This is a genomic window from Streptomyces sp. BBFR102, assembly GCF_051397025.1.
GTDB lineage: Bacteria > Actinomycetota > Actinomycetes > Streptomycetales > Streptomycetaceae > Streptomyces.
Window position 1 is genome coordinate 2,920,319 of record NZ_CP195757.1, and the last position, 19,865, is coordinate 2,940,183.

18 protein-coding genes are annotated in these 19,865 nt (G+C 74.5%); 16 read left to right on the plus strand and 2 right to left on the minus strand.

All coding sequences use genetic code 11. The annotated features are described in order from the left end of the window. The 5 genes from ACSLIC_RS12950 to ACSLIC_RS12970 all read left to right on the plus strand — a co-directional run bounded on the left by ACSLIC_RS12950 (position 1) and on the right by ACSLIC_RS12970 (position 4,307). Positions 1 to 348 (plus strand): rhodanese-like domain-containing protein, encoded by a 348-nt coding sequence (locus tag ACSLIC_RS12950; RefSeq protein ID WP_436737811.1) that lies wholly within the window; start codon positions 1 to 3, stop codon positions 346 to 348. Between the two features lie 110 nt (positions 349 to 458). Then, positions 459 to 1,478 (plus strand): DUF5819 family protein, encoded by a 1,020-nt coding sequence (locus ACSLIC_RS12955; RefSeq protein WP_436737812.1) that lies wholly within the window; start codon positions 459 to 461, stop codon positions 1,476 to 1,478. 29 nt (positions 1,479 to 1,507) lie between these two features. After that, on the plus strand, positions 1,508 to 2,692 hold the full coding sequence (locus ACSLIC_RS12960; protein ID WP_436737813.1) for an HTTM domain-containing protein: 1,185 nt from the start codon (positions 1,508 to 1,510) through the stop codon (positions 2,690 to 2,692). 10 nt (positions 2,693 to 2,702) lie between these two features. Then, positions 2,703 to 3,488, plus strand: coding sequence for a TrmH family RNA methyltransferase (locus tag ACSLIC_RS12965; RefSeq protein ID WP_436737814.1), 786 nt, complete (start codon positions 2,703 to 2,705; stop codon positions 3,486 to 3,488). A 117-nt stretch (positions 3,489 to 3,605) separates the two neighbouring features. After that, complete coding sequence (locus ACSLIC_RS12970; RefSeq protein ID WP_436737815.1) at positions 3,606 to 4,307, plus strand: TetR/AcrR family transcriptional regulator; 702 nt, start codon at positions 3,606 to 3,608, stop codon at positions 4,305 to 4,307. A gap of 221 nt (positions 4,308 to 4,528) precedes the next feature. Here ACSLIC_RS12970 and ACSLIC_RS12975 read toward each other — a convergent pair whose 3' ends face one another. Next, positions 4,529 to 4,993, minus strand: a complete 465-nt coding sequence (locus ACSLIC_RS12975; RefSeq protein WP_436737816.1) for an Lrp/AsnC family transcriptional regulator — start codon at positions 4,991 to 4,993, stop codon at positions 4,529 to 4,531. A gap of 204 nt (positions 4,994 to 5,197) precedes the next feature. Between ACSLIC_RS12975 and pdhA the strand changes: the two genes are divergently transcribed. The 10 genes from pdhA to ACSLIC_RS13025 all read left to right on the plus strand — a co-directional run bounded on the left by pdhA (position 5,198) and on the right by ACSLIC_RS13025 (position 16,125). Then, a complete protein-coding gene (gene pdhA / locus ACSLIC_RS12980) occupies positions 5,198 to 6,394 on the plus strand; it encodes a pyruvate dehydrogenase (acetyl-transferring) E1 component subunit alpha (protein WP_436737817.1) in 1,197 nt (398 codons plus the stop codon). Further along, positions 6,391 to 7,455 (plus strand): alpha-ketoacid dehydrogenase subunit beta, encoded by a 1,065-nt coding sequence (locus tag ACSLIC_RS12985; protein WP_436737818.1) that lies wholly within the window; start codon positions 6,391 to 6,393, stop codon positions 7,453 to 7,455. Before pdhA ends, ACSLIC_RS12985 begins: the two co-directional genes overlap by 4 nt. Then, on the plus strand, positions 7,455 to 8,864 hold the full coding sequence (locus ACSLIC_RS12990) for a dihydrolipoamide acetyltransferase family protein (protein ID WP_436737819.1): 1,410 nt from the start codon (positions 7,455 to 7,457) through the stop codon (positions 8,862 to 8,864). Before ACSLIC_RS12985 ends, ACSLIC_RS12990 begins: the two co-directional genes overlap by 1 nt. Positions 8,865 to 9,014: 150 nt before the next feature. Continuing rightward, positions 9,015 to 9,932 carry a DUF6457 domain-containing protein gene (locus ACSLIC_RS12995; RefSeq protein WP_436737820.1) on the plus strand — a complete coding sequence of 306 codons (918 nt, stop codon included), beginning with the start codon at positions 9,015 to 9,017 and terminating at the stop codon, positions 9,930 to 9,932. Then, the gene (locus tag ACSLIC_RS13000) at positions 9,929 to 11,683 is read left to right on the plus strand and encodes a molybdopterin molybdotransferase MoeA (RefSeq protein ID WP_436737821.1); all 1,755 of its coding nucleotides are present in this window, start codon (positions 9,929 to 9,931) and stop codon (positions 11,681 to 11,683) included. Before ACSLIC_RS12995 ends, ACSLIC_RS13000 begins: the two co-directional genes overlap by 4 nt. Next, positions 11,680 to 12,786, plus strand: a complete 1,107-nt coding sequence (locus ACSLIC_RS13005; RefSeq protein ID WP_436737822.1) for a potassium channel family protein — start codon at positions 11,680 to 11,682, stop codon at positions 12,784 to 12,786. The genes ACSLIC_RS13000 and ACSLIC_RS13005 overlap by 4 nt, the downstream gene beginning before the upstream one ends. 147 nt (positions 12,787 to 12,933) lie before the next feature. Continuing rightward, positions 12,934 to 13,917: an NAD(P)H-quinone oxidoreductase gene (locus tag ACSLIC_RS13010; protein WP_436737823.1), complete on the plus strand. Its 984-nt coding sequence runs from the start codon at positions 12,934 to 12,936 to the stop codon at positions 13,915 to 13,917. A gap of 210 nt (positions 13,918 to 14,127) precedes the next feature. Continuing rightward, positions 14,128 to 14,514: a hypothetical protein gene (locus ACSLIC_RS13015; RefSeq protein ID WP_436737824.1), complete on the plus strand. Its 387-nt coding sequence runs from the start codon at positions 14,128 to 14,130 to the stop codon at positions 14,512 to 14,514. Between the two features lie 233 nt (positions 14,515 to 14,747). After that, positions 14,748 to 15,560: a hypothetical protein gene (locus ACSLIC_RS13020; protein ID WP_436737825.1), complete on the plus strand. Its 813-nt coding sequence runs from the start codon at positions 14,748 to 14,750 to the stop codon at positions 15,558 to 15,560. A gap of 19 nt (positions 15,561 to 15,579) precedes the next feature. Then, positions 15,580 to 16,125, plus strand: a complete 546-nt coding sequence (locus ACSLIC_RS13025; RefSeq protein WP_436737826.1) for a bacterial proteasome activator family protein — start codon at positions 15,580 to 15,582, stop codon at positions 16,123 to 16,125. Positions 16,126 to 16,210: 85 nt separating this feature from the next. On the opposite strand, the gene ACSLIC_RS13030 is transcribed toward ACSLIC_RS13025, so the two are convergent. Continuing rightward, positions 16,211 to 17,827, minus strand: coding sequence for a protein kinase domain-containing protein (locus ACSLIC_RS13030; RefSeq protein WP_436737827.1), 1,617 nt, complete (start codon positions 17,825 to 17,827; stop codon positions 16,211 to 16,213). A 397-nt stretch (positions 17,828 to 18,224) separates the two neighbouring features. Here ACSLIC_RS13030 and ACSLIC_RS13035 point away from each other — a divergent pair, with 397 nt between their 5' ends. Beyond that, positions 18,225 to 19,793, plus strand: a complete 1,569-nt coding sequence (locus ACSLIC_RS13035; RefSeq protein ID WP_436737828.1) for a protein kinase domain-containing protein — start codon at positions 18,225 to 18,227, stop codon at positions 19,791 to 19,793. The last annotated feature ends 72 nt before the right edge of the window (positions 19,794 to 19,865 follow it).

Sequence of the window (19,865 nt, forward strand, 5' to 3'; positions counted from 1 at the left end):
ATGCATTTCGGATCTGCGGTACCCACGGTCGAGGTCGGAGCGTTGTCCGGCGAGGACTTCCTGCTGGACGTCCGGGAGGACGACGAGTGGAACGCGGGCCACGCCGCCGGTGCGCTCCACATCCCGATGAGCGCGTTCGCCGAGCGGTACGGCGAGCTGACCGAGGTGGCGCCGCAGGACGGACGGGTCAACGTGATCTGCCGGTCGGGCGCCCGGTCGGCGCAGGTCACGATGTACCTGCGGCAGCAGGGGATCGACGCGGTGAACGTCGAGGGCGGCATGCGGGCCTGGGAAATCGCCGGCCGCCCGCTGGTCGACGAGGGGGGCCGGCCCGGCTTCGTCGCCTGAGGCGGATGCCGGAGTGGGGCGTGGCCCTGCGGGCGGGACCTTGCCCTGAGTACGGTTTCTGCGCGGGCGGACCATGAGCGCCGCCGCTCGGCGAAACGGGGACGGTTCGGATGGACGCATACGGCGGTGCCGGGGACGCGGACCCCGGGGCGGACGGGCAGGGGCGGGACGCGGACCGTACGATCCCGCGACGGCCGGGGATCGGTGCCCAGCGGGCGGCCTCCCCGGAGCACGTTCCCGGCCCCTGCGCGCCGTCGGACGGCGAGGGGCGGGAGGGCGGGGGTGCTCGCTTCCCAGGTCGTACCGCGCACGTCCTCGGTTCCGCGCCCGGTCCCGCCGGCCCCGTTCCCGCGTCGGCTCCCCCGCCCGTGGCCGGGAAGGGGAAGGGGCGCATACCCACCCCCGTACCGGAATCCGTTGCCCCAGCCGTCGAGGCGGGGGCGGCGGGGCCGGGGATCGGGGCGTTGCGGGTCGGGAACCAGGTGGTGGCGGCCGTGGTGCTGGCGCTGGTGGCGGCGGGGGTGGGGGTGCATCTGCTGATGGTGTTCCTGCACATCGCGCCCGCCAACACGGTGACCAGGCAGCACGGGCAGGCGGTCGACGACTACGTCTACCCGGAGTTCGAGCAGAACTGGAAGCTGTTCGCGCCCAACCCCCTGCAGCAGAACATCGCCGTGCAGGCGCGTGCCGAGATCCTGGTGGAGGACGGGGCGTTGGACCGGACCCGGTGGGTCGACCTGTCGGCGCTGGACGGCGAGGCGATCGACGGGGACCTGCTGCCGAGCCACACGCGGCAGAACCTGCTCCGCCGGGGCTGGGACTTCTACGTCAACTCGCACGACGGCGCCGGGGTGCCGAACGGGGTGCGTGGCGACCTCTCCGAGCGGTACGTGCGCCGGATCGTGCTGGCGCGGCTGGCGGCGGAGCTGGACGGTACGCGGGACGGGGTGATCGACCGGATACAGCTGCGTTCGCGGACGACGCCGGTCCCGCCGCCGCCGTGGAGCGAGGAGAAGGCGAGCCGGGCGCCGGCCGACCGCGAGCTGGCGTGGTGGTCGGTGACGGATGCGGACGTTCCGCTCGGTGGGACGCTCCGGCTGCGGCGCGAGGGTGACGGGGGCGCGCGGTGAAGGGGGTGCCGGCCGGGTTCGCGCGGGGCGTGCACCTGGTGACGTCGCGGTCGCTCGGCCCGTACCAGACCGCCGTGGTGCGGATCGGGGTGGCGGGGACGTGGCTGCTGTTCCTGGTACGGGAGTTCCCGCACCGGCAGCTGCTCTACGGGCCTGACGGGCCGTGGGGCTGGTCGATGGCGCGGCGGCTGATCTCGGGGAACGACGCGTTCACCTTGCTGATGTGGTCGGACGGGCGGCTGTGGTTCGAGGCGGTGTACGCGCTGGCCGTGCTGGCGAGTGCGCTGCTGCTGGTCGGCTGGCGGACGCGGACGACGTCCGTGCTGTTCATGGTGGGCGTGCTCTCGCTGCAGAACCGGAACATCTTCGTCGGCGACGGCGGCGACAACGTCATCCATCTGCTCGCGATCTACCTGGTGCTGACCCGCTGCGGCCAGGTCTGGTCGCTGGACGCGCGCCGGGCGGCGCGGGCGGGCGCGGCGGGGCGCGAGCCGTGGGCGGACCGCGCCGGGCCGGTGCTGTGGGCGGGTGGTGGGGCGGCGCTGGCGGCGGTGACCGCCCTGGGCGTGGTCGGCTGGGGCTGGCTGCTGTTCTTCTGGGCGGTGCTGTCCGGGCAGGCGCTGTGGTGGTGGCTGGGCAGGCGGGCGCCACAGGGGCAGGCGTACCTGCTCAGTGACGTGGTGGCCCATCTGGTGCACAACGGCGCCCTGTTGGTGATCATGGCGGAGACCTGCCTGATCTACGCGACCGCCGGCTGGTACAAGATCCAGGGCAGCCGCTGGCAGGACGGCACGGCGGTCTACTACCCGTTGCAGCTGGAGTCGTTCTCGCCGTGGCCCGGGCTCTCCGGGATGCTGGCCGGTCACGGGCTGCTGGTGCTGGTGGTGACGTACGGGACGGTGCTGACGCAGGTGGCGTTCCCGTTCGCGCTGCTCAACCGGCGGGCGAAGAACGTGCTGCTGGCGGTGATGATGGTCGAGCACCTGGCCATCGCGGTGCTGCTGGGGCTGCCGTTCTTCTCGCTGGCGATGATCGCGGCCGACTCGGTCTTCCTGCCGACGGTCTTCCTGCTGTGGGCCGGCGGGTGGTGCGCGAGGGTGCGCGACGGGGTGGTGCGCCGGGCGCGTGCGGTGCTCCGGAGGGGCGTGGACGGCGGGCCCAGGGGCGAGGAGCCGGCCGGGCCGGGGCGGAAGCTGCCCGTCCGCCCGTCGTAGGCTTCCCGCCATGAACGCGTACGAGGCGCTGGAGCGCTGGCGGGGGCTGGCCCCGGAGGCGGGCTCCGGCCCCGGGGCCGCGCCCCGCCAGGTACTGCTGGAGGGGTTCCACGCGCTGAAGCATGCGCTCCGGTTCGGTGCGGTGGTACCGGTGGCGCTCTGTACCGACCGGGCGGGGGCACTGGAGCTGGCGGCGGAGCTGGCGCCGGACGTGGCGGGGGTACTGGCGCGGCTGCTGGTGGAGGTGGACGCGGGGACGCTGCGCGGGCTTCTCGCGCGGCCGCACCCGACCGGGGTGGCGGCGCTCGCGGAGCGGCCCGATCCGGTCGCGGTCGCGGAGTCGTTGCGTGGCGGGCGCCGCACGCCGGTGGTGGTGCTGGACCAGCCCCGCCACCTGGGCAACGCGGGGGCGGTCGTGCGGCTCGCGGCCGGGTTCGGGGCGAGCGGGGTGGTGACGACCGGACCGCTCGATCCGTGGCACCCGACGGTGGTACGGGGTGGGGCGGGGCTGCACTTCGCGACGGCGGTGGCGGCGCTGGAGGCCCCCGAGCTGCCGGACGGGCCGCTCTTCGCGCTGGACCCGGAGGGCGCCGACATCCGGGGCCTCACCCTGCCGGACGACGCGCTGCTGGCCTTCGGCTCCGAGCGGCACGGGCTGACGGCCGAGCTGCGGGCCCGCGCGGACCACCTGGTCGCCCTGCCGATGCGCCCCCAGGTCTCCAGCTACAACCTGGCGACCAGCGTCGGCATGGCCCTCTTCCACTGGGCCTCGGCCTCGGGGGCGGCGCCCGCCTGACGGTTCCGGGTGAGCCGTGGGGCGAGGATCGCGTTAGATTGCCCGAACGATCGGTCGGTTCGGTGGGGGTGCACCCCCTTGCCGGGCCCCCGGTATCCGTACGGGAGGATCGCGGGCATGACAGCACACGAGGGCAGCGGCACGCCGGACGCGGCCACGGCCGGGCGGCGGGGGCGGGGCGCGGGGCGCGCGACGCGGGGTGGGCGCGACACGTACACGCCGCAGACGCTGCTCTCGGTGGCGGTGCGCGTCTTCAACGAACGCGGCTACGACGGCACCTCGATGGAGCACCTCTCGCAGGCCGCCGGGATCTCCAAGTCCTCGATCTACCACCACGTGTCCAGCAAGGAGGAGTTGCTGCGCCGCGCGGTCAGCCGGGCCATCGACGGGCTCTTCGCCGTCCTGGACGAGCAGGGCGCGGTCACCGGCCGCCCGCTGGAGCGCGCCGAGTACGTCACGCGCCGCACCGTGGAGGTGCTCCTCGCCGAACTCCCCTACGTGACGCTGCTGCTGCGGGTGCGCGGCAACACCGACACCGAGCGGTGGGCGCTGGAGCGGCGCCGCGAGTTCGACCACCGGGTGGCCGGGCTCTTCTCGGCGGCCGTCCAGGAGGGGGAGCTGCGCGGCGACGTCGAGGTGCGGATGGCCACCCGGCTGCTCTTCGGGATGATCAACTCGGTCGTCGAGTGGGTTCGGCCGGACGGGGTCCGGCACGGGGGCGGGGGGTCTCCGTACGAGGACGGGCCCGTCGGGAGCGGGGCCGAGATCGCCGACGCGGTCGTGCGGATCGCCTTCTCCGGCCTGCGGGCCCAGGGCTGACGCCGCCGTCCTGGCCTGCCCGGCCACTCCGGCTGACCGGGCCACTCCGGCCGACCCGGCAGACCTCAGCCCGGCCGGCGTTCGAGGCCATCTTTGACGTGAAGTGGCCTCGTACGCCGGCCGGGCTGACGGCGTCGTCGGCGCTGCGGACCGCGTCGACCTCCGGTCAACGAGGGCCTCGAACGCCGGCCGGCTGAGTCCGGGCCGAGGCTCGTCCGTCGTCACCCTTCGGGTGACAGCTCCTCCTCCTCGAAGACCAGGAGGGTTCTGGTCGAGAGGACGTCGGGCATGGACTGGAGGCGGGTGAGGACCAGTTCGCGCAGGGCGCGGTTGTCGGCGGCGTGGACCATGAGGAGGACGTCGAAGTCCCCGCTGACCAGGGCGATGTGCGCGGCGCCGGGCAGGTGGCGGAGTTCCTCGCGGACGGTGCGCCAGGAGTTCTGGACGATCTTCAGGGTGATGTAGGCGCAGGCCCCCTGCCCGGCGCGCTCGTGGTCGACGCGCGCCCCGAACCCGCGGATGACGCCGTCGTCCATGAGGCGGTTGATGCGGGCGTAGGCGTTGGCGCGCGAGACGTGGACGGTGTCGGCCACCGACCGGATCGAGGCGCGGCCGTCCGCTTGGAGCAGCCGCAGGATGTTCCTGTCGACGGCGTCCAGTGGTCTGGGTGCTGTCTGTCCGGCCATTCGTATCGCTCCCCACTCCCGGCGGGCCCGCCCCTTGGACGACCTGTGCCCGGCCCGCATCGTGCAGAACCGTTCGTCCACATCCTGGGGCCACCCGTAGCCAAAATGCATCGGCGACCGAACAATCGGTAGGTGAGGAGCGTCACAGCACGCCGTGCGGGCGCTCCTTCCCTGTGTGACCGTTCGTGACAAGGAGGAGGCGACGTGTCGAAGAAGCGGCAGAGTACGCCGGTCGTCGACCGGCGTCGGCGCACCGGCCCCGAGGACGTACCCGAGGCGGCGGAGCACACCGTCACGCCGCCGGTCTGGCGCCCGCGCGTGGACCCGGGGCCGCTGCTGCCCGACGAGTCCCCGTTCCGTGTCCTTGGGACCGAGGCGGCCGCCTCGGCCGACCCGGCCCTGCTGAAGCGCCTCCACCGCGAGCTGGTGCTGGGCCGCCGCTACAACACGCAGGCCACCGCCCTCACCAAGCAGGGCCGCCTCGCCGTCTACCCCTCCTCCACCGGCCAGGAGGCGTGCGAGGTCGCCGCCGCCCTGGTCCTCCAGGAGCGCGACTGGCTCTTCCCCAGCTACCGCGACACCCTCGCCGCCGTCGCCCGGGGCGTGGACCCGATGGAGGTGCTCACGCTGCTGCGCGGCGACTGGCACACCGGGTACGACCCGCTCGCCGTACGGATCGCGCCGCTCTCCACGCCGCTCGCCACCCAGCTGCCGCACGCGGTCGGCCTCGCCCACGCCGCGCGCCTCAAGGGGGACGACGTGGTGGCGCTCGCCATGGTCGGCGACGGCGGGACCAGCGAGGGCGACTTCCACGAGGCGCTCAACTTCGCGGCCGTCTGGCAGGCGCCCGTCGTCTTCCTGGTGCAGAACAACGGCTTCGCCATCTCGGTACCGCTCGACAAGCAGACCGCCGCCCCCTCCCTCGCCCACAAGGCCGTCGGTTACGGCATGCCGGGCCGCCTGGTCGACGGCAACGACGCCCTCGCCGTCCACACCGTCCTCGCCGAGGCGGTGGCCCGGGCCCGTGCGGGCGGCGGCCCCACCCTGGTCGAGGCGATCACGTACCGCGTCGACGCCCACACCAACGCCGACGACGCCACCCGTTACCGGGGCGCCGAGGAGGTCGAGGCGTGGCGCGCCCACGACCCGGTGGAGCTGGTCGAAGGGGCGCTGCGGGCGCGCGGCCTCGCCGACGAGGCCGAGTTCGCGGCGGTCCGCGAGGACGCCGAGCGGTTCGCCGCCTCGCTGCGCGAGCGGATGAACGCCGACGCCGAGCTGACCCCGGCCGACCTCTTCGACCACGTCTACGCCGAGCCCACCCCGCAGCTGCGGGAGCAGGCCGCGCACCTGCGCGCCGAACTCGACGCCGAAGCCGCCAGCCACGGGGAGGACCTCCGATGACCGCCGCCGCCCCCGGGCCGACCGGGACGCCGGGTACGGCTGAGGCCCGCCCCGCCCGCCGCGCCAAGGCGGCCAAGCCCGCCACCATGGGCCAGGCCATCGGCCGCGCGCTGCGCGACGCCATGGCCGAGGACCCTGCCGTCCACGTGCTCGGTGAGGACGTGGGCACGCTCGGCGGCGTCTTCCGGATCACCGACGGCCTGGCCGCCGAGTTCGGCGACGACCGCTGCACGGACACCCCGCTCGCCGAGGCCGGCATCCTCGGCACCGCCGTCGGCATGGCCATGTACGGCCTGCGCCCGGTGGTGGAGATGCAGTTCGACGCCTTCGCGTACCCGTCGTTCGAGCAACTCGCCTCGCACGTCGCCAAGATGCGCAACCGCACCCGGGGCGCGATGCCCCTGCCGATCACCGTCCGCGTCCCGTACGGCGGCGGCATCGGCGGCGTCGAGCACCACAGCGACTCCTCCGAGGCGTACTACGTGGCCACGCCCGGTCTGCACGTGGTCACCCCGGCGACCGTCGAGGACGCGTACGGGCTGCTGCGCGCCGCCATCGCCTCGGACGACCCGGTCGTCTTCATGGAGCCGAAGCGGCTGTACTGGTCGAAGTCCGACTGGTCGCCCGAGGCGCCGACCGCCGTCGAGCCGATCGGACGGGCCGCGGTCCGCCGCACCGGCACCGACGCGACGCTGCTCACCTACGGGCCCTCGCTCCCGGTCTGCCTGGAGGCGGCCGAGGCCGCGCGGGCCGACGGGCGGCGGCTGGAAGTGGTCGACCTGCGCTCGCTGGTCCCCTTCGACGACGAGACGGTCTGCGCCTCGGTGCGCAGGACCGGGCGGGCCGTGGTGGTCCACGAGGCCACCGGCTTCGGCGGGCCCGGCGCGGAGATCGCCGCCCGGGTCACCGAGCGCTGCTTCCACCACCTGGAGGCGCCCGTGCTGCGCGTCACCGGGTTCGACATCCCCTACCCGCCGCCGATGCTGGAGCGGCACCACCTGCCCGGCGTCGACCGGGTCCTCGACGCGGTCGAGCGGCTGCAGTGGGAGGCGGGGAGCTGATGGCCGAGGTCAAGGAGTTCACGCTGCCCGACCTCGGTGAGGGGCTGACCGAGGCGGAGGTCGTGCGCTGGCTGGTCGAGGTCGGCGAGGTCGTCGCCGTCGACCAGCCGGTGGTGGAGGTCGAGACGGCCAAGGCGATGGTCGAGGTGCCGTGCCCGTACGCCGGTGTGGTCACCGCCCGGTACGGCGAGGAGGGCGAGGAACTGGCCGTCGGCGCACCACTGCTGACGGTCGCGGTCGGCACGGCGGACGAGGCGGACGGCTCCGGTTCCGGCGGCGCGGACCGTGCCGAGGCCGAGGCCGACGGCGTGGACGCGGCCGGGGGCGGTGGCGCGGGGGAGACCTCCGGGGCCGTCCTGGTCGGCTACGGCACGGGCGCACCGCCCGCCCGGCGCCGCCGCGTCCGGCCCGCCCCCGCCCTCGCCACGGGCGGGGGGCCGGTCAACGGCGTGGCCTCCGGTTACGGGCGCCACGCGGTCACGCCCGACGTGCCCGCGCGGGACGGCGTGGCCGGGCCCGCGCCGGGCCCGGTGCCGGTCATCTCCCCGCTGGTGCGGCGGCTGGCCCGGCGGAACGGGGTCGAGCTGCGGACGCTGACCGGGTCCGGCCCCGGCGGGCTGGTCCTCCGGGCGGACGTCGAGCGGGCGATCGGGGCGTCCGCCGCCCCCGCCGGGCCGAGCGCCGACGCCGCCCTGGCGCCGGGCGACGCTGGTGAGGTGCGGATCGCGCTGCGCGGGGTGCGCGGGGTCGTCGCCGACAAGATGAGCCGGAGCCGCCGGGAGATCCCGGAGGCGACCTGCTGGGTCGACGTGGACGCCACCGAACTGCTCGCCGCCCGGCGGGCGATGAACACGGCCGGCGGCCCGGACGCCCCCAAGATCTCGCTGCTGGCGCTGCTGGCCCGGATCTGCGCCGCCGCGCTGGCCCGCCACCCCGAGCTGAACGCCCGGGTGGACACCGAGGCCCGTGAGATCGTCCGGCTGGAACGGGTGCACATCGGCTTCGCCGCGCAGACCGACCGGGGGCTGGTCGTGCCCGTGGTCCGCGACGCCCACGAGCGGAACGCCGAGTCCCTCAGCGAGGAACTGGGCCGTCTCACGGGGGCGGCGCGCGCCGGGACCCTGACGCCCGGGGAGCTGACCGGCTCCACCTTCACGCTGAACAACTACGGCGTCTTCGGGGTCGACGGCTCGACGCCGATCATCAACCATCCCGAGGCGGCGATGCTCGGGGTGGGGCGGATCGTCCCCAAGCCGTGGGTCCACGAGGGCGAGCTGGCGGTCCGCCAGGTCACGCAGATCTCGCTCACCTTCGACCACCGCGTCTGCGACGGCGGGGTCGCCGGGGGGTTCCTCCGGTACGTGGCCGACTGCGTGGAGCAGCCGGCGGTGCTGTTGCGGGGCCTGTGAGCCCCGGGTGCCGGCCCGGCCGTGGCTGTGGAGCGCGGCCCGGCCGGGCCTGGCGTAGTCGGCCTCAGGAGTCGGCCCGGTTCGGCAGGCGTACGCCCGGTCGGCGGTCGCGGGGCGTGGGGCGGGGAGGGGCCGCGCATACTCGGGGCCATGAGTTCTGGGTCTGGTGAAGCCGGATCGTCCGGCCGGAGTGCGGGGGCGTTCGACGCCGTGGTGCTCGCGGGGGGTGGGGCGCGGCGGCTCGACGGGGCGGACAAGCCGGGGTTGCGGGTCGGGGGACGGGCGCTGATCGACCGGGTGCTGGCGGCCTGCGGGGCGGCCCGGAGCACGGTGGTGGTGGCGGCGCCGAGGGCGGTGGCGCGCGAGGTGGTGTGGGCGCGGGAGGAGCCCGCGGGCGGCGGGCCGCTGGCGGCGTTGGCGGCCGGAGTCCGGGCGGCGGGCGGCGCGGCCGGGCCGGGGGCCGTGGTCGTGGTCGCCGCCGATCTGCCGTTCCTGGACGAGGCGGCACTGCGCGGGCTGCTCGCACGGCTCGCGGCGGGCGACGCGGACGCCGTACTGGCCCGGGACGCCGAGGGCCGGGACCAGCCGCTGGTCGGGGCGTACCGCAGGGCCCCGTTGGTGCGGGCACTGGAGGAGATCCGCCGGGAGGAGGGCGACCTGACGGGGCTTCCGCTGCGGCGGCTCACCGGGCGCCTGACTCTGGACCACCAGGCCGAGGAGCGCGGCGCGCCGGTCTCCTTCGACTGCGACACCTGGGGGGACCTCGCGGCGGCCCGCGCGCGGATCAGGGAGCATGGACACGTGTTGGACGAATGGATCTTGGCAGCCAAGGAAGAACTCGGCATCGACCTGGACGTCGACATCCGTGTGCTTCTCGACCTCGCCCGCGACGCCGCCCACGGTGTCGTGCGCCCCGCGGCCCCGCTCACCACCTTCCTGGTGGGATACGCGGCGGGCCGTGCGGGCGGCGGGCCCGAAGCGGTGGCCGAGGCGGCCCGCAAGGCCGCCGCGCTCGCCGAACGCTGGGCGGCCGAGGTGCCCCCCGAGCCCGGGGAAGGCACCGGGTGAGCGGGGGCCCGGCCCCCGACCCGGACGGCTTCGACAGCATCCTGGCCCTGGTCAACGGTGCCTCCGCGCGCCGCACCCGCGAGGAGCCGGCCGCTCCGTACGACCAGGAGGCCGACGGCCGGACCGGTGAGGCGCGGCGCGGTACCGGGAGTGACCGGACCGGGGCCCGGGAGCCCGCGGCGGAGTCGCCCGGTGCCGTCGGCCTCCCCGCCGGGCCGGAGGCTGCCCCGGCCCCGCCCCCGGCCCGCACGCAGTGGCCCGCGGAGTACGGTCCAGAGCCGCCAGGCCCGAGGACTCCGCCGCCGGCCGGGAGCGGTGGCGCGCCCCGGGCCGACGGTGCGCCGGACGGTGACGCCGCCGGGCGGGAGCCCGCCGGTGCGGCGCCCCGCAGGGAGTGCGGCGTACGGCGCCGGGGCTCCGCCGTGACCAGTTGGGCCGACGCGGTAGGCGTGGCCGGGCGGGCCGGGCAGGTGGTCCGGGAGCGGACCGCGCAGGCGCGGCCCGCGCTGGAGCTTCCGCCGGCCGACGCGCTCGGGCTGGTCCTGGCGCGTCCGCTGGCCGCCCTCACCGACCTGCCGCCCTTCGACACGGCGGCGATGGACGGCTGGGCGGTGGCCGGGCCGGGTCCTTGGCGGGTCCGGCCCGAGGGCGTCCTGGCGGGGCAGTCCGGCGCGGCCCTGGCCGACGGGGAGGCGGTGCCGATCGCGACCGGCGCCCGGGTCCCGCGCGAGGTGACCGCCGTCATCCGTAGCGAGCACGGCCGCCTCGACGCCCACGGCGGACTCCATCCGCAGCGCGAGGTGGTCCACGGGCAGGACATCAGGCCGCGTGCCCAGGAGTGCCGCACAGGCGACACCCTGCTGCCCGCCGGGAGCGCGGTGACCCCCGCGGCCCTCGGGCTGGCGGCGGCGGCCGGGTACGACACGTTGGCGGTGCACGCCCGCCCCACCGTCGACCTCTTCGTCCTCGGCGACGAACTGCTCACCCGCGGACTGCCGCGAGAGGGGCTGATCCGCGACGCCCTCGGCCCGATGCTGCCGCACTGGTTGCGGGAGGCCGGTGCGCGGGTGCGGGCCGTGGAGCACCTCGGCGACCGTCCCGAGGCGCTGGCCCGGGCCCTGGCCGCCTCGGAGGCGGACCTCGTCGTCACCACCGGCGGGACGGCGGCCGGGCCCGTCGACTTCGTCCACGCGACGCTCGACCGGCTCGGCGCCGAGCTGCTCGTCGACGGGGTCGCGGTCCGGCCGGGCCATCCGATGCTGCTGGCGCGTACCGCCCCCGGTCAGCACCTGGTCGGCCTGCCCGGCAATCCGCTCGCCGCCGTCAGCGGGCTGCTCACCCTCGTCGTACCGCTGTTGCGGGGCCTCGCCGGGGCGCCGCTTTGGCAGCGGCCCGATACCGGAGCCACCCCCGGCGGCGGCGCCGCCCCCGACGTGTACGAGACTCGCCGGATGCAGCTTTCCACCGACCCGCTCGCGGTCACCGCTCCGCCTGGTTGCGACGCCATGGCTCTCGCCCCGACCGCCGTCCTGGACAAGGCTGTTCAGGGGCACCCGACCGACACTCGGCTGGTGCCGGTGCGGGTGGACGCCGGGCGGGCGCGACCGCTGGGCTTCGGCGGCCCGGCGATGCTGCGCGGCGTGGCCACGGCCGACGCGCTGGCGGTGGTGGGCCCCGGCGGGGCCGAGTCAGGTCACCGGGTGGAGCTGCTGGCTCTGCCGTGGGCGGGTGGGGGCGGCGGTTTCACGTGAAACTGCCCGGCCAGGACGCCATGGCGCGCGACGCGGACGAACACCTCCTCACGCGCCGCGTGAAGCTCCCCCACCGCGTGGTGGAACGTCCGCTCCGCCAGGTCGCCAAGCGTCTGTCGATGGCGCTCGTCGTCCTGCTCATCACCGTCTTCATCGTCTATCTGGACCGCGACGGCTACGGTGACGGCTCCGATGGTTCCGTCGACTTCCTGGACGCCTTCTACTACGCCACCGTCACGCTCTCCACCACCGGTTACGGCGACATCGTGCCGGTCAGCGACAGTGCGCGGCTCATCAACATCCTCGCCGTCACCCCCCTGCGGGTCGCCTTCCTGATCATCCTGGTCGGCACCACGCTGGAGGTCCTCACCGAGCGGACTCGGGAGGAGTGGCGACTGAACCGCTGGAGGTCCTCCTTGCGCGAGCACACTGTCGTCGTCGGCTTCGGTACCAAGGGGCGCTCGGCGATCCAGACGGTGATCGCCTCCGGTCTCTCCAAGGAGCAGATCGTCATCGTCGACCCCAACGAGAAGGTGATCGACGCGGCCGCCGCCGAGGGGTTCGTCGGGGTCGTCGGCGACGCCACCCGCAGTGACGTCCTGCTCCGTGCCGAGGTGCAGAAGGCGCGCCGGATCATCATCGCCACCCAGCGCGACGACACCGCCGTCCTCGTCGCCCTGACGGGGCGCCAGCTCAACCGGGGCGCCAACATCGTCGCCGCCGTCCGCGAGGAGGAGAACGCGCCGCTGCTCCGGCAGTCCGGTGCCGACGCGGTGATCACCAGCGCCAGCGCGGCCGGCCGGCTGCTGGGCCTCTCCGTCCTCAGCCCCAGCGCCGGCACGGTGATGGAGGACCTGATCCAGCAGGGCAGCGGCCTCGACCTGGTCGAACGGCCGGTGATAAAGGCCGAGGTGGGCAAGACCCCCCGGGAGACCGGCGACCTCGTGGTCAGTGTCCTGCGCGGGCACCGGCTCCTCGGCTACGACGATCCGGCCATCGGCACGCTCCAGCTCACCGACCGGGTGATCACGATCATCCACAACAAGCCCGGTACGGCCCCGGTCCGCCCCACAGCGGCGGGGCCGAAGCGCCCGATGCCCTGATCCGGGGTGATGTTTCACGTGAAACATGGCGCGAAATGCCGCTGAAGCCATGATGTTTCACGTGAAACATCGCACGCGGGGAGCTACCGGTCCCTGGCGGACGTTTCACGTGAAACATCCGCCAGGCGCTGGCGTAGCCTCGCGGCTATGCATGCGATCACGATCCCCGAACCCGGTGGACCCGAGGCCCTGGTCTGGGCCCCTGTCCCCGACCCGGTGCCCGGCGCGGGCGAAGTGCTCGTCGAGGTCGTCGCGGGCGCCGTCAACCGAGCCGATCTGCTCCAGCGGCAGGGCTTCTACGACCCGCCGCCCGGTTCGTCCCCGTACCCGGGCCTGGAGTGCTCGGGCCGGATCGCGGCGATCGGCCCGGAGGTCTCCGGCTGGGCCGTGGGTGACGAGGTCTGCGCCCTGCTGTCCGGCGGCGGGTACGCCGAGAAGGTCGCCGTACCGGCGGGCCAGCTGCTGCCGGTGCCGGCCGGTGTCGATCTGAGGACGGCGGCGGCCCTGCCCGAGGTGGTCTGCACGGTCTGGTCCAACGTCTTCATGGTCTCCCAGTTGCGCCCCGGCGAGACCCTGCTGGTGCACGGCGGGGCGAGCGGTATCGGGACCATGGCGATCCAGCTGGCCAAGGCGGTCGGCGCCAGGGTCGCGGTCACCGCGGGGAGTCGGGACAAGCTCCGGTTCTGCGGTGAGCTGGGTGCGGACATCCTCATCAACTACCGCGAGCAGGACTTCGTGGAGGAGATCCGCGAGGTCACCGCCGGCTCGGGGGCGGACGTCATCCTCGACATCATGGGCGCCAAGTACCTGGACCGGAACGTGCGGGCGCTGGCGACCAACGGCCGGCTCGCCATCATCGGTATGCAGGGCGGCACCAAGGCCGAGCTGGACATCGCCACCCTGCTGAGGAAGCGCGGCGCCGTCACCGCGACCTCGCTCCGGGGGCGCCCCGCCTCCGAGAAGGCGGCCATCGTCGCCGCCGTCCGCGAGCACGTGTGGCCGCTGATCGACGCCGGGCGGGTGCGGCCGGTCGTCGACCGCGAGCTGCCGATGCGGGACGCGGCGGCCGGACACCGGGTCCTGGAGGAGAGCAGCCACATCGGCAAGGTCCTCCTCGTCACCGGAGAGTGAGCTCCCGAGCCCCGGCCGGACACCGGCCGGGGCTCGGCCGTGAGGGAGGGAGGTGCCCGCCCGATGGGTGACGGGCCCTCAACCGGCCCCTCCCGCAAGGGCATGCGCGGCGTCGGGCTATCGTCCACGGCGGTCGCGGGGAGCCGTATCGGCGGTTCTCGGCCCTGGTGAGGGCTCCCACAGGCCGGCCGGACACGGGGGACAGCCGAGATGCATCCAGCAGCCGTCGAACGGGACTTCCACGCGCAGGCGGCCCGCCTGCGGGGCCGGGGGTGGGCGCTGCTGGCGGTCGCCCTCCTGGCCTGGGTGTGCGCCGCTTGGCAGGTGTTCCTGCCCTACGGGGCGGACGGGACCTCCGAGACCTGCGCGCCGCCGGCCGTCGCGGACCGCCCGGACCCGTACAGCGCGCGGACGAGCCTGACCGACCGGGAACGGCACGAGCTGAACTGTGCCGTGGCCCGCGACTGGACGACTCCGGTCACGTTCCTGGTCGTCTCCGTCCCGGCCTCCGCCGCCGGTTGCGGTCTGCTCGCCGCCGGCTGGGCGATGGAGCGCGCCCGCCGCCTCACCGTCGAGTTGGAGCGCGCGAGCGGCTGAAGGCCGTTCCGCTCGGCTCGGGCACCGCCCGCACAGGGGGCGCCCCGCTCACTCGTACGCGGGGCTTCGGTACGGGAGCGGTGGGTAACCGAGATGCCGGGGCGCGGGGGGCGTGTGACGCTGGTGACGTCGATCGATCGATGGGGGGGGGCCGGGGCACGACGGCTCAGGCCCGTGAGCGCGGTCGTCTTCCCGGACGGCCCAGCGACCCGGCTCCGACAGGGGGCAATGACGTGATCACCGGCGTGAACCTGCGCATGCCCGTACGACGTACCGCACTGCCCGCACTCCTGCTCACCGCCACCGCCCTGTGCGCCGTCCCGACGTCCCCCGCCCTCGCGGCGCCGACGGCCCGCCCGGACTCCGGCTCGGCGAGCATGGGCGACGCGTCCGGACCCGGACGCGACCGGCCGGGCCGTACGGGCACCGTGGACCCCCGGGCCCCCGCCCCGGGGTCCGGCGAGAGCGCCGACCGGCCCGTCCCGCCCGAGCGGCCGGGCCAAGCCCAGCGCCACGACCCCGGACCACGACTGGACGGCATGCGGGACCATCACGCCCAGGGCGTGCCCGACCCCTCGGCGCCCCCTACCGGGTCGGCTTCGTCCGGCAGCGCCCCGGTCGTTGGGGCCGTCCCCCCGCTCCGCCCCGGCGCCACCCTGATCCCGGCCGGGCCGCCCGAGGTCCCGAGCCCCGAGGCGCCCCCGCACCAGCCCGAGCCGAGCGCGTCCCCCTCGGCGCCGCCCTCGCCCACCCCTCGCACCCCGGAACACCGGCGGGAGTCCGTGCGCTCCCTCCCGGCGGCGCACGCGGAGAGCGCCTACCGGGCCGCGCCCGAGGCTCCGCCCGCCCCGCGAGAGGAGGAGACCGGCCCGGACCTCGCCCGGGAGGACGCCGCGGCGGGGGAGGCCGGGCGGAGCACCGAGCAGCGGGCGATGGCCCGTGCCTCGGGCCGTACGCTCCACGTGCTGCCGCTGGGAGGCGGACTGATCATGGTGGGTCTCGGGCTCGGCCTGGTCTTCCTCGCCCTGCGCGTGCGTCGGATCTGAGTGCGACAGAATGGCTGCCATGGAGATGCCCAGGAACGAACGGTCGTCACGCTCGACGGAGAACCCGCAGGTCCTGATCGTGGGCCAGGACGGGATGGCGCTGGGCGGCGACGACGAATCCACCGAAGTGCCGGTGACCGAGATGGTCGAGCAGCCCGCGAAGGTCATGCGCATCGGCAGCATGATCAAGCAACTGCTGGAGGAAGTGCGCGCGGCTCCTCTCGACGAGGCGAGCCGGAACCGCCTCAAGGACATCCACTCCAGCTCGGTCAAGGAGCTGGAGGACGGCCTCGCCCCGGAACTGGTCGAGGAACTGGAGCGGCTCTCGCTGCCCTTCACCGACGAGGCCACCCCGAGCGACGCCGAGCTGCGCATCGCCCAGGCGCAGCTGGTGGGCTGGCTGGAGGGTCTCTTCCACGGCATCCAGACCACCCTCTTCGCCCAGCAGATGGCGGCCCGCGCCCAGTTGGAGCAGATGCGCCGCGCCCTGCCGCCCGGCGTCGCGCCCGAGGAGGCCGACGGTGCCTCCCCGGCCGCCGGGCGCACCGGAGGCCCGTACCTGTAGGCCGGCAGTCGGCCCTTCTCCGTACGTCGAAGGGGCCGGGAGGCGCGAAGGCGCTCCCGGCCCCTTCGGGCGGGTCAGGCGGGGGTCAGCTCGGGTTGCCGCTGGAGACGTCGAGCTGGATCGGCGGCATGTCGTCCGGGTCGACCTCGGTGCCGGCCTTCGGGTGCTGCCGCATCACGGTGTCCTTGCCGTAGGCGTTCTCGTCGATCGTCGTGGTGTCGTACTGCCACTTCGCGCCCTGGAGGCACTTCTTCACGAACGTGATGTTGGTGAAGGTGAAGTCGGGGACACGGATCTTCTCCGGGTCGCTGTACGCCACGTCCGGGTCGGTGCACTCCTCGGCGTCCATGGTCTTGGTGAGGTCCGGGCCGCGGAAGCCGGGCTTCTGACCGCCCTTCCCCTCCCCCTGCGTGGTGCCGGGGTCGTCGTCCTCCTGGAGGGCGAGCGCGGTGACCAGACCGCCGACCGCCAGCAGCGCCACCACGATCGACCCGATGACCAGCGGCAACTGCCGCTTGCCGCCGCCCCCGTTCTGCGGGGCGGCCGCGTAGGGCGGCGGGGTCGCCGGGGCCTGCTGGTGGCCGTAGGGCTGCGGGGTGGCGTAACCGGACTGCTGCGGGTAGCCGTAGCCGGGGGCCGAGGTGGGAGTCGCGTGGTGCTGGGCCGAGGGCGGGGTCCCGGTGCCGTACGGAGCGGGCTGGTACGGCGTCTGGACCGGGCCGGTGGACGGCGGCTGCTGGCCGACCGGCGGGAAGACGGCCGAGCCGACGCCCGCGCCGCTCTGCGTCTGGCTGCCGGGGACGATGTTCGGAGCGGCCGGCTGGAGTGACTGGGCGACCCGCAGGCATGCGTCGCGCATCGCCTCGGCACTGGGGAACCGCTCGTTCGGGTTCTTCTTCAGCGCGCGGGCCACCAGCGCGTCCACGGCCGGGGGGAGGGCGCGGTTGACCGAGGAGGGCGCGACCGGCTCCTCCTGGACGTGCGCGTAGGCGATGGCCAGCGGCGAGTCCGCCTCGAACGGGAGCCTTCCCGTGACCAGTTGGAAGAGCATGATGCCGACCGAGTACAGGTCGGAGCGGGCGTCCACCCCGCGGCCGAGGGCCTGCTCGGGGGAGAGGTACTGCGGGGTGCCGACGACCATGCCGGTCTGGGTCATGGAGGTGACGCCGGACTGCATGGCGCGGGCGATGCCGAAGTCCATGACCTTCACGACGCCGCGCTTGGTCATCATCACGTTGCCCGGCTTGATGTCGCGGTGGACCAGCCCCATCTCGTGGCTGATCTCCAGCGCGGCCAGCACGTCCGCGGTGATCTTCAGCGCCTGGTCGGCGGGGATCGCGCCCTGCCGGGACACCGCCTCGTCGAGGACCGAGCCGAGCGGCCGTCCCTCGACGTACTCCATGACGATGTACGGCGTGGCCGTGCCGTCGACGTCGTCCTCACCGGTGTCGAAGACGGAGACGATGTTGGTGTGGGTGAGCTTCGCCACGGACTGCGCCTCACGGCGGAACCGCTCGCGGAAGGCGGCCTCCCGGCCCAGTTCCGTGTGCAGGGTCTTGATGGCCACCTGCCGGTCGAGGACCGTGTCGTAGGCCAGGTGCACCGAGGCCATGCCGCCCTCGCCCAGCAGATCCCGGAGCTGGTAGCGACCACCGGCCACCGCCCGCCCTGCGTAGCGGCCCTGTGCGCCGTCCTGGCTCATGTCCTGCGTCCCCCATCGGCACGGTGAGTGCCCGCCAGTCGCTGATCCCTACATTTTGGCCAAGTCTGCCGCAGGCCACGGACACGTCAAGCCGGGTGGCCGTTCCGTGACCGTACGACAACGGTCCCGCACCAGGAGGCCGGAGGCGCGCACGCTCTGGGGGGCGAGAGCGGCGGGCGGCCGGAGGGCGGGTTCCGGGGGGTGGGGGATTTGCCCCGAAGGAGGTTTTCGAGGTTTGATGGCCGGTCCTTCTCGGAACGACGGGGCCTTGCAAGGCTGTAGCGTGACCCGTCGGAGCACCCGCGCGACTCTCCGGGCGAGACCGAGAATCTCCGTACTCCGAGTGAGTAACCCGAGCGCGCGGAAAGTGACGATCAAGACACGACGGCGAGGACCGATGGCACAGACGCAGCGCGCTCAGGGCCCGTCCGACCCCGAGGCGGCTGGCGGCGACATGTCGGACTCCCATGACGCGCCGGAACTGTGGGGCAACGGCGGTCTCGTAGGCGACGGCCGCTACCGGCTGACGCGCAGACTCGGCCGGGGCGGTATGGCGGAGGTCTTCGCGGCCGAGGACGTCCGGCTCGGCCGGACCGTCGCCGTGAAGCTGCTCCGCTCGGACCTGGCGGAGGACCCCGTCTCCAAGGCGCGTTTCACGCGCGAGGCGCAGTCGGTCGCGGGCCTGAACCACCACGCGGTGGTCGCGGTCTACGACTCCGGCGAGGACCGGGTCGGCAACAGCACCGTCCCCTACATCGTGATGGAGATCGTCGAGGGTCACACCATCCGTGACCTGCTGGTCGACGCGGAGGCCCCCGGCCCCGAGCAGGCGCTCATCATCGTCTCCGGGGTCCTGGAGGCGCTCGCCTACAGCCACCAGCACGGCATCGTCCACCGCGACATCAAGCCGGCCAACGTCATCATCACCCACGCCGGCGCCGTCAAGGTCATGGACTTCGGCATCGCCCGCGCGCTGCACGGCGCCCAGTCGACGATGACGCAGACCGGCATGGTGATGGGCACCCCGCAGTACCTCTCCCCGGAGCAGGCGCTCGGCAAGGCCGTCGACCACCGCTCGGACCTCTACGCCACCGGCTGCCTCCTCTACGAGCTGCTGGCGCTGCGGCCCCCGTTCACCGGCGAGACGCCGCTCTCGGTGGTCTACCAGCACGTCCAGGACCAGGCGGTGCCGCCCTCCGAGGTCTCCGACGCGGCGCCGCCCGAGCTGGACGGCCTGGTCATGCGCTCCCTCGCGAAGGACCCGGACGACCGGTTCCAGAGCGCCGAGGAGATGCGCGGCCTGGTCCAGTACGGCCTCCAGATGCTCCAGCAGCAGGGCGGCCACACCCGTACCTGGAACACCGGCCCCGTCGATCTGCACGAGGGCGGCCACACCCCGGCCATGGGCGTCGGCGGCATGGGCGGCCACGGCGGCCTCCCGCACCCCGACCCGGGCACGATGCAGCAGCCGATGATCCGGCCGCCGGGCGTGGACGACGGCGGTTACGAGGGCGGTGGCCGGCCCGGCGGGTCAGGCCGCGGCCGGATGTGGCTGATCGCGGTGCTCGCGGTGCTGGCGATCGTCGGCGGTGTGGCCTTCGCGGTGAAGGGTGCCGGGACCGGGGACGAGAAGCCTCCGGTGAAGCCGTCCCCCTCCGCCAGCCAGGAGTCCCCCTCGCCGTCCACCTCGCCCTCCGACGAGGAGACCGACGAGGAGACGGTGCCGGGCGACACCGGTGGCACCGAGCAGCAGTACCCGCCGCAGCAGACCGGCGACCCGGGCTGGTCGAACGAGCAGCCCACCGAGGGCACCCCGCAGACGCCGACGGACCCGGCCCCCTCGGACGACGAGCAGCCCTCGCAGTCCGAGGAGCCGCCTCCGTCGCCCGAGCTGCCGCCGTCGTCGCCCGCGGAGCCGACGGAGGAGGTGCCGCCGCCGGACGGGGAGACCACCGGCGGTCAGTGAGCCGGCGGGCTCCGCACCGCCCCGCTCCCTCCGCGCGCGAGCCGACGGGCCTTTGGTCATCACGACCGGAGG

What these genes read in the sequence shown, in the direction of transcription:
- ACSLIC_RS13025 (WP_436737826.1), top strand. Translation starts at nt 15,580, where the DNA reads ATGGAGATGCCCAGGAACGAACGGTCGTCACGCTCGACGGAGAACCCG.
- ACSLIC_RS13035 (WP_436737828.1), top strand. Translation starts at nt 18,225, where the DNA reads ATGGCACAGACGCAGCGCGCTCAGGGCCCGTCCGACCCCGAGGCGGCT.
- ACSLIC_RS12990 (WP_436737819.1), top strand. Translation starts at nt 7,455, where the DNA reads ATGGCCGAGGTCAAGGAGTTCACGCTGCCCGACCTCGGTGAGGGGCTG.
- ACSLIC_RS13010 (WP_436737823.1), top strand. Translation starts at nt 12,934, where the DNA reads ATGCATGCGATCACGATCCCCGAACCCGGTGGACCCGAGGCCCTGGTC.
- ACSLIC_RS12975 (WP_436737816.1), bottom strand. Translation starts at nt 4,993, where the DNA reads ATGGCCGGACAGACAGCACCCAGACCACTGGACGCCGTCGACAGGAAC.
- ACSLIC_RS12950 (WP_436737811.1), top strand. Translation starts at nt 1, where the DNA reads ATGCATTTCGGATCTGCGGTACCCACGGTCGAGGTCGGAGCGTTGTCC.
- ACSLIC_RS12985 (WP_436737818.1), top strand. Translation starts at nt 6,391, where the DNA reads ATGACCGCCGCCGCCCCCGGGCCGACCGGGACGCCGGGTACGGCTGAG.
- ACSLIC_RS12970 (WP_436737815.1), top strand. Translation starts at nt 3,606, where the DNA reads ATGACAGCACACGAGGGCAGCGGCACGCCGGACGCGGCCACGGCCGGG.
- ACSLIC_RS13030 (WP_436737827.1), bottom strand. Translation starts at nt 17,827, where the DNA reads ATGAGCCAGGACGGCGCACAGGGCCGCTACGCAGGGCGGGCGGTGGCC.
- ACSLIC_RS12965 (WP_436737814.1), top strand. Translation starts at nt 2,703, where the DNA reads ATGAACGCGTACGAGGCGCTGGAGCGCTGGCGGGGGCTGGCCCCGGAG.
- ACSLIC_RS12955 (WP_436737812.1), top strand. Translation starts at nt 459, where the DNA reads ATGGACGCATACGGCGGTGCCGGGGACGCGGACCCCGGGGCGGACGGG.
- ACSLIC_RS13015 (WP_436737824.1), top strand. Translation starts at nt 14,128, where the DNA reads ATGCATCCAGCAGCCGTCGAACGGGACTTCCACGCGCAGGCGGCCCGC.
- ACSLIC_RS12995 (WP_436737820.1), top strand. Translation starts at nt 9,015, where the DNA reads ATGAGTTCTGGGTCTGGTGAAGCCGGATCGTCCGGCCGGAGTGCGGGG.